Genomic DNA, 12,217 nt, shown 5'->3' with positions numbered 1-12,217 from the left:
GGCGGTGCCGGCGGTCCGATGGGTGGCGGCGGTTTCCGTGGACGCGGTGGCCGCCGCGGCGGAACCGCAGGCGCATTCGGGCGTCCGGGTGGCGCACCTGGCAAGGGCCGTAAGTCCAAGCGCCAGAAGCGCCACGAGTACGAGGAGATGCACGCACCGAACGTCGTCGGCGGCGTTCGCCTGCCCGACGGCGGCGGCAAGACCGTGCGTCTGCGTCAGGGTGCGACCTTGTCGGACCTCGCTGAGAAGATCGGAACCGAGGCATCGAACCTCGTCCAGGCTCTGTTCAATCTGGGCGAGATGGTGACGGCAACGCAGTCTGTCTCCGAGGAGACGCTGCAGTTGCTCGGTGCTGAGATCAACTACGAGGTGCAGATCGTCTCGCCGGAGGACGAGGACCGCGAGCTTCTCGAATCCTTTGACCTCCAGTTCGGCGAGGACGAGGGTGGCGACGAGGAACTCGAGCAGCGCCCGCCGGTGGTGTCCGTTATGGGCCACGTCGACCACGGTAAGACCCGCTTGCTGGACTCGATTCGCAATGCGAACGTGGGCCGCGGCGAGGCTGGTGGCATCACCCAGGGCATCGGTGCGTACCAGACCGAGGTCACCCTGGAGGACGAGCCGCGCAAGATCACGTTCCTGGATACCCCGGGCCACGAGGCGTTCACCGCCATGCGTGCCCGCGGTGCGAAGTCGACGGACTTGGCCATCCTCGTTGTGGCGGCGGATGACGGCGTCATGCCGCAGACCGTGGAGGCGATCAACCACGCCAAGGCAGCTGAGCTGCCCATCGTGGTTGCCGTGAACAAGGTGGATAAGGAAGACGCCCAGCCGGACAAGATCCGCGGGCAGCTCACCGAGTACGACCTCATCCCGGAGGAGTACGGCGGCGACACCATGTTCATCGACATCTCGGCGAAGAACGGCACGGGCATCGACGACTTGCTCGAGGCAGTCCTGCTCACGGCAGACGCGGCTCTCGAGCTGACCGCAAACCCGGACATGGATGCACAGGGTCTGGCCATCGAGTCCCACCTGGACCGCGGCCGCGGCCCGGTTTCCACCGTCATCGTCCAGCGCGGCACGCTCCGCGTCGGCGACTCCATCGTCGTAGGCGGCAACTTCGGCCGCGTGCGCCGCATGGTCGACGAGTGGGGCAACGACGTCGAGGAAGCGGGCCCGTCCCGCCCGGTTCAGGTCCAGGGCCTCAACGGTGTCCCGGGCCCCGGCGACAACTTGCTGGTGGTCGAGGACGACCGCGTGGCACGCCAGATCGCCGCACAGCGTGACGCACGTCAGCGCGCCGCAATGCAGGCACGCCGCAAGAAGCGCGTCTCCCTGGAGAACCTGGACCAGGCGCTCAAGGAGACCAACTCGCTCAACCTCATCCTCAAGGGCGACAACGCCGGTTCGGTGGAGGCCCTCGAGGAGGCTCTGCTCAAGATCGAGGTGGACGACGAGGTGGAGGTCAACATCATCGACCGCGGTGTCGGTGCTGTGACTCAGACCAACGTCTCGTTGGCTGCGGCGTCGGACGCCGTCATCGTGGCCTTCAACGTCCGCTCCGAGGGCAAGGCCACCGAGGAAGCTAACGAGGAAGGCGTGGAGATCCGCTACTACTCGGTGATCTACCAGGTCATCGACGATGTCGAGGCTGCTCTCAAGGGTATGCTCAAGCCCATTTACGAGGAGCGCGACCTCGGTTCCGCGGAGATCCGCCAGATCTTCAAGGCGTCCGCTGTCGGCCTCATCGCGGGTTGCATGGTCACCTCCGGCAAGGTCCGCCGCGGTGCCAAGGTCCGCCTCGTGCGCGACGGCAACGTGGTCACCCCGGACGCGACCATCGACTCGCTGCGCCGGGAGAAGGACGACGTCACCGAGGTGGATAAGGGTTACGAATGCGGCATGGTCCTGTCGTACCCGGACATCCAGGTCGACGACGAGATCCAGGTCTACGAGATGGTCGAGGTTCCGCGCACCTAACGCGTAATCGCTTATCGACGAAACTCTGTCGCACCCACGCCCCGCAGGCACCCGCCCGCGGGGCGTGGGTGTTGGTGGGGGACGCTACACTAAGGAAGCTGATTTGAAGAGCAGGAAGGGGAATCACAGTGGCTGACAACACCCGCGCGCAGCGCTTGGCCAAGCGGATTCAAACGATCGTGGCCACCGCGATTGAGCGGCAGATCAAGGACCGCCGGCTGGAGCTGGTCACTGTCACCGATGTCCGGGTCACCGGTGATCTGCACGACGCGACTGTGTACTACACCGTTCGCGGTGCCGGGATCGATGACGAACCCGACCTCGACCAGGCTGCGGAAGCATTGCACCGTGCCCGCGGACAGCTGCGAAAAATTATGGGGGATGAGCTGGGTGTCCGGTTCACTCCGACGTTGAGTTTTGAGCTGGATACGGTGCCGGAGGCGTCGGCACGCATGGAAGAGTTGCTTGCCCGCGCACGCGCGCGCGACGAAGAACTCGCCGAGCTGAAGCGGAACGCGACTCCGGCGGGTGAAGCGGATCCGTACAAAACGAGGGATGAGTAAATGACGTCCCCGGCCACTCTTTTCGCTCCCGGTGAGGGGGATTTCGCGGCAGTGGCGGCGCGGCTCACATCGGCCGACGTCGTGCACATTGTCACTCACATCCGTCCAGACGCGGATGCGGTGGGATCAGCCTCCGGCTTGGCGCTCGCGTTGCGCGAGTTGGGGATCGCGGCGGATGTCCACATCGGGCAAAGTGAGCCGTGGTCGGAGAACCTCGCCTCTATTCCGGGAGTGGACGAGGTCATTCTCGGCGAGGAGTTGCCTGCGGACGGACTCGTGGTGACTACAGACTGCGCTTCCCTCGACCGCACGGGGCGTTTCCGGCAGGCGCTGGAAGCTGACCCGTCGCGCGTCGTGGTGATCGACCACCATGCGTCGAACCCGGGCTTCGGCGGACTTAATCTTGTGCTCCCGTCTGAGTCGACGACGGTGATCATCCGCGAGCTCATGCGGTACCTGGGTGTGAGCCTGACCCCTGAGATCGCGTATTGCCTGTACGCGGGTTTGGTCACGGACACCGGAAGTTTCCGGTGGGGGACGCCGCGCATGCACATCCTGGCGGCGGAGCTGCTCGACAACGGGGTAGAACCGCGCGCCGCGGGCATGGACCTCATGGATGCGGTGTCCCCAAATGACTTGAAGCTCATGGGCGAGGTGATGGCCGGAATGCAAACACTTGCCGCTGGCCGCCTCACGCTGTCGGTGCTGCGTATCGACGACGCGCATCTCGATGGCATGAACCAGACCGCCGTGGAATCCATCATCGAATACTCGCGCGCCTTGACCGGAAGCGATATCGGTGTGGTGTTCAAAGAGATCCACCCGGGCTATTGGTCGGTCTCGCTTCGTTCGACCGTGCTCAACATGGCCGAGGTCGCAGCTGTGCACGGCGGCGGCGGGCACATTCCCGCGGCAGGTTACTCCGTTGCCGGACCCGTCGAAGAAGCTATCAGGGCCCTGCAGCGCTCGATCGCGGAAATGGCACCGGCGCAGTGACAGGAGCGACGGAGCAGCCCCCTCACACTGCGTCCGAGTCATCTGTGACTCTGCGCCGCGTTCTCGCCCTCGCGTTACCGGCGCTCGGCGTGCTGGCAGCTAATCCGCTTTACTTGCTGCTCGACACCGCCGTTATCGGCCGCCTCGGTGCTGGCCAACTCGCAGCTCTCGCCGCGGGTGCTACGGTTCAGTCCACCGTGACGACACAACTGACTTTCCTGTCATACGGCACCACGGCGCGTTCCTCGCGTTTCTACGGTGCGGGCAAGAAACAGCGCGCCATTGCTGAAGGAGTGCAGGCAACCTGGGTCGCACTCGGGGTGGGCCTCCTGCTGGCTACGGTGGTGTGGATCTTCGCGCGGCCGATCGCGCTCTTCCTCACCAACGACGCTGGGACGGCTGACATGGCGGTGCAGTGGATGCGGGTGGCAGCGTTCGCGATCCCCCTCACATTGATCATCATGGCTGGAAATGGGTGGTTGCGCGGGATCCAGAACACAAAGCTGCCGTTTTACCTCACTCTGTGCGGGCTGGTTCCCGGCGCGGTCGCGTTGCCGTTCCTGGTGGGCCGGTTCGGGCTCGTGGGCTCAGCGGTAGCCAACGTCATCGGCATGGGTCTCACGGCGGCTGGCTTTTTGGTGGCACTCGTCGTGGCGCACTCCGGTTCCTGGGCACCGAACGGCCGGGTGATAGCCCGGCAGCTGGTGCTCGGCCGCGACCTGATCTTGCGCTCGCTGTCGTTCCAAGTGGCGTTCGTCTCGGCGGCGGCCGTCGCGGGTCGGGTGAGTGTCGCCGCGTTGGCGGCGCACCAGGTGATGCTGCAGCTGTGGAACTTTCTCACCCTTGTGCTGGATTCGCTGGCCATCGCCGCGCAGACGCTCACCGGGTCGGCGTTAGGGACTGGGCGGATCAGCGAAGCCCGTGCGGTAGGCGAGAAAGTCACCCGCCTTTCCCTGTGGTTCGCTCTCACGCTGGCAGCGGTCTTCGCGGTCGGAGGCCCGTTCATCCGGCGTCTATTCACTATCGATGAGGCGGTGCTGGATGCGATGGCGGTGCCGTGGTGGCTGCTCATCGCGATGATTGCGGCGGGCGGGGTGCTCTTTGCCCTTGACGGCGTGCTGCTGGGTGCCGGTGATGCCGCATTCCTGCGCACACTCACGCTCAGCTCGGTACTGGTCGGCTTTTTGCCCGGGATCGCCATCGCGTACTGGGCGGGTACTGGCCTGACGGGGATCTGGTGCGGGCTGGCAGCCATGATTGTGGTGCGCCTGGTGGGCGATGTGTGGCGCTTCTACTCCATGCGCTGGGCGAGCCTGGACCAGCCGGACGACTAGGCTCACTGAAACACAGCGAGAAAGGGCGAGGATGACGACGACACTGTGGGCCGTTTCGGACCTTCACGCCGCGGTGAAAGCGAACCGCCCACGCGTTGAGGAAATCGTCCCGGCGCACTCGTCGGACTGGCTGATTGTCGCTGGTGACGTGGCGGAGCGCACCGAACTGATCGTGCAGATCATGGCGTCACTAGTCCAGCGCTTTGACACTGTGATCTGGGTGCCGGGTAACCACGAGTTGTTCGCCCGTGGCACCGACCGGTACACGGGACGGGAGAAATACACCGACCTGGTGAACAAATTGCGTTCTCTTGGCGTGATCACGCCCGAGGACCCGTATCCGGTCTTCGGCGGAGTGACCATTGTGCCCTTGTTCACCTTGTACGACTACTCCTTCCGGCAGCCCACGTCGACGGTGGAGGAGGCCCTAGCGCGGGCACGGGAGAAAGAGATCATGTTCACCGATGAGGTGGCCATCGCCCCATTCGTGGATATCCGCGCGTGGTGCTGGGACCGCCTGGCGTATTCGACGAGGCGGCTATCACGGATCGAGGGGCCGACGATCCTGATCAACCACTGGCCGCTCGTGCAGGAACCCACCGACAGGATGTGGCTGCGTGAGGCAGCGCTGTGGTGCGGCACTCGTCATACCCGTGGATGGGGGACGCGCTACAACGCCCAGGCGGTCATTTACGGGCATCTGCACATGCCGGGAGTACAGACTATCGACGGGGTGGACCACATCGAAGTCTCTCTGGGCTACCCGGATGAGTGGAAGCGGCGGACTGATCCGCCTGCGTGGCCGTATCCGGTGATGGAGGTGGGACGGTGATCGTCGATAAGCTGTTTCCTGCCCCTGCCCGCGTGGTGTTTCTGAGGACGGATACGAATGCGGATCTGACGAATTACAACGACCTGCACCCGGCGGAACGCGTGGTGGTCAGCCGTGCGGTGGACAACCGTAAGGGAGAGTTCGGTGATGCGCGGTGGTGCGCGCATGAGGCACTGAAGGAACTGGGGATGGACGCCTCCAGCGCGATCCTTAAAGGGGAGAAGGGCATGCCGCTGTGGCCGGAGGGCTACACCGGATCGCTCACTCACACGGACGGTCTGCGCGTGGCGGTCGCGGCGCCAACGGATGCGCTGCGCTCAGTCGGCATCGACGCAGAACCGGCGCAACCGTTGCCGGAAGGCGTGCTCGACCAGATTGCCCGCTCGCCGGAGCGCCACTGGGTGGACCTGCAGAAGGCTGCTGGCAACGACTGGGCCGACCGCCTCCTGTTCTGCGCTAAAGAGGCCACCTACAAGGCGTGGTTCCCCATGACCATGCGGTGGCTGGGATTCGAGGACGCCGAGATCGACATCCGCCCCGACGGCACGTTCATTTCGTACCTGCTCGCCCGGCCGGCACCGGTGCCGTTCATTGAGGGCCGGTGGCTTGTGCGGTCGGGGTACGTTTGTGCGGCGACATTCGTGCCGGCGGCGCATTGAATTAGAGGGTGGAGGGGCGGGCGACGAAGACCGTCGATAAGCGGTTGCCTTTTTCTTTGACTAGCGCGACGGCCCTGCGGTCCGGTCCGACGGCGGCGTGGACGCCCTTCACACCGCGGGGTTCCAGCCATTTGCCCATTGCGAGCGCCGCGTACTCGTCGGCGGTGACGTTGAGCACGGGCCACGCGGTGGTCAATGCCTCGTCGAGGGTGAGGGACAACGCGGGGTGATCGGAGAGTTCCTCGAGGGTGCGCGCGTGCTCGAGGGTGAACGGGCCGGACGCCTCGCGGCGCAGCGCGGTGAGGTGCCCGCCCACCCCGAGCGCCTCGCCCATGTCGCGCGCGAGCGAACGGATGTAGGTGCCCGACGAGCAATGCACGCGCGCGTCCACGTCCACGAATGCGCCGTCGCGCCGGATCTGCGAGACGCCGAAGCTGAAGATCGTCACGGGGCGCGGGGGAATCTCCACGTCCTTGCCCTCGCGGACGAGCTCGTGTGCGCGCTTGCCGTCGATCTTGATCGCGGAGACCTTCGACGGAACCTGCATGATCTCGCCTGTCAGTGCGTCGACCTGAGCCATGATCTCGTCGTCGGTGAGGTGCCCGGCATCTGTGTCGCTGAGCACCTCACCCTCAGCGTCGTCTGTGCTCGTCGCGGCTCCGAGCCGGATCGTGGTGGAGTAGACCTTGTCATCGGCGACGAGGTGCGCGAGCAGTTTCGTCCCGCGCTCGATGCCCGCCACGAGTACACCGGTGGCCATCGGGTCGAGCGTGCCCGCGTGCCCCACCTTCCGCGTCCCGAAAATGCGCCGCAGACGCGCGACGACATCATGGCTGGTCATGCCAGCTGGCTTATCCACGACGACCACGCCCGCGCGTGAAAGCTGATCTGCGTTTTGGCCCACGTTCATAGTCACCACACTATGCACTACGCTTTCCGGCGTGGATATTTTGTCTGGGCTCGGCCAGGTTCCCGCCGACATGCGCGACCCCGTTGTCACCATCGGTGTCTTCGACGGCGTGCACCGCGGCCACCAGAAGCTCATCCGGCGGGCGGTTGACCTCGCCCGCGAGGCTGGGGTGGATTCCGTGGTGATGACGTTCGACCCGCACCCGGTGAAGATTTTCGCGCCCGAGCGCACCCCGGACACGTTGCTGCCGCTCACGGAGCGCGCCCGTCTGATCGGCGAGCTGGGCGTCGACCACCTGCTGGTCATCGACTTCACGAAAGAGCTCGCCGGGGTGAGCCCCGAGGAGTATTTCCGTTCCGTGATCGTGGAGACGCTGCACGCTTCGCGCGTGGTTGTGGGGGAGAACTTCACTTTCGGTGCGGGTGCGTCGGGCACCGCGCAGACAATGCTTGCGCTCGGGGAGAAGTACCAAGTTGACGTCGATGTCGTTTCGCTGCTTTTCGACGGCACCGAGCGCGTCTGCTCCACCGCCATCCGCGACGCCCTCCGCGGCGGCGACGTCGCCGCGGCCTCCGAGTTCCTGGGCCGCGAATTCTCCGTGACCGCTGAGGTGGAGCGCGGCGCGGGCCGCGGCGGCAGGGAACTCGGGTACCCGACTGCCAACCAGTACGCAGCGGACACCGACGCTGTTCCCGCCGACGGTGTCTACGCCGGATGGTTCACTGTGCTGCCAGATTCGGAGGCCGGGGACTCGGAGGCTCTCGGGTCCATCGAAGGCGACATGGAGCCCGGCATCCGGTACCCGGCGGCGATCTCCGTGGGCACGAACCCCACCTTCGGCGACCACCGCCGCAGCATCGAGTCTTTCGTGCTCGACCGGGACGCCGACCTGTACGGCCGTGTTGCCCGAGTTGAATTCATTGCCAAGGTGCGCGACATGGTGAAATTCGACTCAGTTGACGAGCTGCTGGAGAACATGGCCCGCGATGTCGCCCGCGTCCGGGAAATCTTGTCTTAACCTGTCGCAGCCCGCTGGTTGAGACGGGCTAGTGTGGTGTGCCATGACCCGCAAAATGATTCTGGATCTGGACACCGGCATCGACGATGCCCTCGCCCTCGCATACGCCCTCGGCTCCGAGGAAGTGGACCTCATCGGAGTGACCGGCACGTACGGCAACGTCTTGGTGGAGACCGGCGTGCGCAATACCCTGGCCATCCTCGAGCTCTTCGGCCGCACTGACGTTCCCGTCTACGCAGGGCCGGGCCACGCCAGCGCGAAGGAGTCCTTCGAGGTGCTGGAGATCTCCGAGTTCATTCACGGCAAGAACGGTGTGGGCGAGGCGCAGCTGCCGGAGCCGACCCGTTCGGTGGAGACGAAGTCCGCCGTGGACTTCCTCGTCGAGTCCGTGGAACAGTACGGCGACGAGCTGGTCATTGTGCCCACCGGCCCGTCTACCACGATTGCCGCTGCGGCGAAGGTGAGCCAGACGTTCGCCGATAACGCGCACATTGTCATGATGGGTGGCGCACTCACCGTTCCGGGCAACGTCTCCCCGTGGGCGGAGGCGAATGTCAACCAGGACCCTGAGGCCACCGACGCGATTTTCCGCCGCCTCACCGACATCACCATGATCGGCCTGGATGTCACCCTGCAGACCCTCCTGACGGTGGAGGAGACCGCGAAGTGGGAAGCGCTGGGCACCCCGGGCGGCGACTTTTTGGCGGCAGCGACGAATTACTACATCGACGCCTACAAGACCACCGCGCCGCACCTCGGCGGCTGCGGCCTGCACGACCCGCTGGCCGTCGGCGTGGCCATCGACCCGACGCTGGTGGACACCCTGGACATCAACCTCAAGGTCGACACCGAGGGCGAGACCCGCGGCCGCACCATCGGCGACGAGACCCGCCTCAACGACGAGAAGAAGACCGCCAAGGTCGCCGTGGGCGTGGACAAGACGCGTTTCCTCGACGAATTCATGCGCCGCCTGACGGACCTCGCCGCCGCGACGAGCTAAGCGCGATTAACAGTTGTCGGTGCCCGTGCGCTAGCATGACTTTCTCGGTAACGGCTCCGCGCTGTGCTCAGTGCAGCGTGGCACGACTGTGGTTCGCAGCAGTCGCCGGCACCGCTTCCCTTGAGTGGGGAGATCCGCAGAATGCGAACTGAAATAACCAAGGAGACTGAACAATGGCTTTGACCACTGAGAAGAAGGCAGAGATCCTCAAGGAGTACGGCCTGCACGAGACCGACACCGGCTCCCCGGAGGCCCAGGTCGCACTGCTCACCGAGCGCATCAACAACCTCACCGAGCACCTCAAGGACCACAAGCACGACCACCACTCCCGCCGTGGTCTGCTGCTGCTCGTCGGTCGCCGCCGCGGCCTGCTGAAGTACCTGCGCGAGAACAATGTTGAGCGCTACCGTGAGCTCATCGCCCGCCTGGGTCTGCGCCGCTAGTCCAGCGCGCTAGCGTGGCTGCCGCCCAGCCGGCACCTTAGCGCCCAGTTCATCCGCCGTTGTGGATGAACTGGGCGTTTTTCCATGTGTGCTGGTAGCATGCCTGGTTGTTGCATCTAGGAACATCCAACGGCGGCACCGATGATCGCCATAAAGACGAGAACCCCATGGAAAGGGATCTGTTGAGCAAGCACCAGAAACACACCCCGGACAATTCAGTCGAATTCAACGTCGACGAGGAATACGGAATCACCGACGCAGTAGCCGTCCTGGATAACGGCGACTTCGGTGAGCGCACCGTCCGGTTCGAGACCGGTCAGCTCGCCCGCCAGGCGGACGGTTCTGTGACCACCTACCTTGACGACGAGACGATGCTGCTGGCCACCACCACGGCATCGAACCAGCCGCGCGAGGGCTTCGACTTCTTCCCGCTCACTGTCGACGTGGAAGAGCGCATGTACGCCGCGGGCAAGATCCCGGGTTCGTTCTTCCGCCGTGAGGGCCGCCCGTCCACCGAGGCGATCCTGGCGTGCCGTCTCATCGACCGTCCGCTGCGCCCGACCTTTGTCAAGGGTCTGCGCAACGAGGTCCAGGTCGTCATCACCGTCATGAGCTGGGACCCGGAGGAGTACTACGACGTCGTGGCCATCAACGGCGCATCCGCTGCCACGCAGCTGTCGGGCCTGCCGGTTTCCGGTGCCGTCGGCGGCGTGCGCATGGCGCTCATCGCCGATGAGGACCACCCGAACGGCCAGTGGGTGGCATTCCCGAACCACGAGCAGCACGAGCAGGCCGTCTTCGAGATGGTCGTCGCCGGCCGCATCGTGGAGAAGAAGAAGGGCCGCAAAAAGGTCGAGGACGTCGCGATCATGATGGTGGAGGCGGGGGCTGGCGCGAACGTCGTCAAGCTTGTCGAGGATGGCGCACCTGCGCCGACCGAGTCCACGGTCGCGGAAGGCCTCGAGGCTGCGAAGCCCTTCATCAGGACGCTGTGCGAGGCGCAGAAGGGCCTGGCGGAGCGCACCGCGAAGGAGACCCAGGAGTTCCCGCTCTTCCCGCCGTACAGCGACGAGGTCTTCGACGCTGTGGAGAAGAAGGCGTCCAAGAAGCTCTCCAAGCTGCTCACCATCAAGGGCAAGGGCGAGCGCGACGACGCCACTAACGCCTACATGGAAGAGATCGAGGCGGACCTGCTCGACTCCCTCCCAGGCGAGGATGACGCGGACGCATCCAAGCAGATCCGCGCCGCGTACAACGCCGTAATGAAGCAGATCGTGCGCAACAAGATCCTCACCGAGGGCTTCCGTATCGACGGCCGCGGGGTCACCGACATCCGCGACCTCGAGGTCGAAGTCGAACTGGTTCCCCGTGCCCACGGCTCCTCGCTGTTCGAGCGCGGCGAGACCCAGATCCTCGGCGTGACCACCCTGGACATGCTGAAGATGGAGCAGCAGCTGGACTCCCTCCACCCGGAGACGTCCAAGCACTACATCCACCACTACAACTTCCCGCCGTACTCTACAGGCGAGACCGGCCGCGTCGGCTCCCCGAAGCGCCGCGAGATCGGCCACGGTGCGCTCGCCGAGCGCGCCCTCGTGCCGGTGATCCCATCCAAGGAGGAGTTCCCGTACACGATCCGCCAGGTGTCCGAGGCGCTGGGCTCGAATGGTTCGACATCCATGGGTTCGGTGTGCGCGTCTACATTGTCGCTGTACAACGCCGGCGTTCCGCTGGCTGCTCCGGTCGCCGGCATCGCCATGGGCCTTGTCTCGGGTGAGGTCGACGGCGAAACTAAGTACGTCGCGCTGACCGACATCCTCGGCGCTGAGGACGCGTTCGGTGACATGGACTTCAAGGTCGCCGGCACCTCCGAGTTCATCACCGCCCTGCAGCTGGACACCAAGCTCGACGGCATTCCGTCCGACGTTCTGGCCGGCGCGCTGACGCAGGCGAAGGATGCCCGCGAGGCGATCCTGGACACCATGGCCGAGATCATCGAGGGCCCGGACGAGATGAGCCCGCTCGCCCCGAAGATCACCACCGTCAAAGTCCCTGTGTCCAAGATCGGCGAGGTCATCGGGCCCAAAGGCAAGACGATCAACCAGATCACCGAGGACACTGGCGCTGATGTCTCCATTGAGGACGACGGAACGATTTACGTTTCGGCCGCAACGGGTGAAGCTGCCGATGCCGCGATTGAGAAGATCAACTCCATCGCCAACCCGCAGCAGCCGAAGGTCGGGGAGCGCTACCTGGGCACCGTGGTCAAGACCGTTGCCTTCGGAGCCTTCGTGTCGCTGACCCCGGGCCGCGACGGCCTGGTGCACATCTCCAAGCTCGGCGGCAGCAAGCGCATCGAGAATGTCGAAGACGTGGTCAATGTCGGCGACAAGATCGAGGTGGAGATCGCCGACATTGATAACCGCGGCAAGATCTCCCTCGTTCCGGTCAACGAGGATGAGGACGACGAGTAAACGTC

The 12,217-nt window shown here is 64.9% G+C and carries 11 protein-coding genes; 10 read left to right on the top strand and 1 reads right to left on the bottom strand.

Annotation, left to right across the window (positions count from 1 at the left end; genetic code table 11):
* From infB to CZ338_RS10400, 6 genes are all read left to right on the top strand, one after another.
* Positions 1-1,983 (top strand): translation initiation factor IF-2 (gene infB, locus CZ338_RS10425; RefSeq protein ID WP_143341309.1); only part of this gene is annotated, 1,983 nt, incomplete at its 5' end.
* A gap of 128 nt (positions 1,984-2,111) precedes the next feature.
* Positions 2,112-2,546, top strand: coding sequence for a 30S ribosome-binding factor RbfA (gene rbfA / locus CZ338_RS10420; RefSeq protein ID WP_087118124.1), 435 nt, complete (start codon positions 2,112-2,114; stop codon positions 2,544-2,546).
* Positions 2,547-3,542 (top strand): DHH family phosphoesterase, encoded by a 996-nt coding sequence (locus CZ338_RS10415; RefSeq protein WP_087118123.1) that lies wholly within the window; start codon positions 2,547-2,549, stop codon positions 3,540-3,542.
* Positions 3,539-4,876 (top strand): MATE family efflux transporter, encoded by a 1,338-nt coding sequence (locus tag CZ338_RS10410; protein WP_087118122.1) that lies wholly within the window; start codon positions 3,539-3,541, stop codon positions 4,874-4,876. The genes CZ338_RS10415 and CZ338_RS10410 overlap by 4 nt, the downstream gene beginning before the upstream one ends.
* Before the next feature lie 31 nt (positions 4,877-4,907).
* Positions 4,908-5,708 (top strand): metallophosphoesterase family protein, encoded by an 801-nt coding sequence (locus CZ338_RS10405; RefSeq protein WP_087118121.1) that lies wholly within the window; start codon positions 4,908-4,910, stop codon positions 5,706-5,708.
* On the top strand, positions 5,705-6,367 hold the full coding sequence (locus CZ338_RS10400; protein ID WP_235839534.1) for a 4'-phosphopantetheinyl transferase family protein: 663 nt from the start codon (positions 5,705-5,707) through the stop codon (positions 6,365-6,367). Before CZ338_RS10405 ends, CZ338_RS10400 begins: the two co-directional genes overlap by 4 nt.
* Position 6,368: 1 nt before the next feature.
* On the opposite strand, the gene truB is transcribed toward CZ338_RS10400, so the two are convergent.
* Positions 6,369-7,277 (bottom strand): tRNA pseudouridine(55) synthase TruB, encoded by a 909-nt coding sequence (gene truB, locus CZ338_RS10395; RefSeq protein WP_087118120.1) that lies wholly within the window; start codon positions 7,275-7,277, stop codon positions 6,369-6,371.
* A 31-nt stretch (positions 7,278-7,308) separates the two neighbouring features.
* Between truB and CZ338_RS10390 the strand changes: the two genes are divergently transcribed.
* The 4 genes from CZ338_RS10390 to CZ338_RS10375 all read left to right on the top strand — a co-directional run bounded on the left by CZ338_RS10390 (position 7,309) and on the right by CZ338_RS10375 (position 12,212).
* Positions 7,309-8,295: a bifunctional riboflavin kinase/FAD synthetase gene (locus CZ338_RS10390; protein WP_087118119.1), complete on the top strand. Its 987-nt coding sequence runs from the start codon at positions 7,309-7,311 to the stop codon at positions 8,293-8,295.
* A 43-nt stretch (positions 8,296-8,338) separates the two neighbouring features.
* Positions 8,339-9,295, top strand: a complete 957-nt coding sequence (locus CZ338_RS10385) for a nucleoside hydrolase (protein ID WP_087118118.1) — start codon at positions 8,339-8,341, stop codon at positions 9,293-9,295.
* A 173-nt stretch (positions 9,296-9,468) separates the two neighbouring features.
* Entirely contained in the window at positions 9,469-9,738 is a 270-nt protein-coding gene (gene rpsO, locus CZ338_RS10380; protein WP_087118117.1) for a 30S ribosomal protein S15, read from the top strand.
* 167 nt (positions 9,739-9,905) lie between these two features.
* Complete coding sequence (locus CZ338_RS10375) at positions 9,906-12,212, top strand: polyribonucleotide nucleotidyltransferase (protein ID WP_087118116.1); 2,307 nt, start codon at positions 9,906-9,908, stop codon at positions 12,210-12,212.
* The last annotated feature ends 5 nt before the right edge of the window (positions 12,213-12,217 follow it).

Source organism: Corynebacterium urinipleomorphum (assembly GCF_900155535.1).
GTDB lineage: Bacteria > Actinomycetota > Actinomycetes > Mycobacteriales > Mycobacteriaceae > Corynebacterium > Corynebacterium urinipleomorphum.
This window is presented reverse-complemented; position numbering and strand designations above follow the sequence as displayed.

Coding starts and splice junctions, on each gene's coding strand:
- rpsO (WP_087118117.1), top strand. CDS start 9,469: ATGGCTTTGACCACTGAGAAGAAGGCAGAGATCCTCAAGGAGTACGGC.
- CZ338_RS10405 (WP_087118121.1), top strand. CDS start 4,908: ATGACGACGACACTGTGGGCCGTTTCGGACCTTCACGCCGCGGTGAAA.
- truB (WP_087118120.1), bottom strand. CDS start 7,277: ATGAACGTGGGCCAAAACGCAGATCAGCTTTCACGCGCGGGCGTGGTC.
- CZ338_RS10375 (WP_087118116.1), top strand. CDS start 9,906: ATGGAAAGGGATCTGTTGAGCAAGCACCAGAAACACACCCCGGACAAT.
- CZ338_RS10415 (WP_087118123.1), top strand. CDS start 2,547: ATGACGTCCCCGGCCACTCTTTTCGCTCCCGGTGAGGGGGATTTCGCG.
- CZ338_RS10385 (WP_087118118.1), top strand. CDS start 8,339: ATGACCCGCAAAATGATTCTGGATCTGGACACCGGCATCGACGATGCC.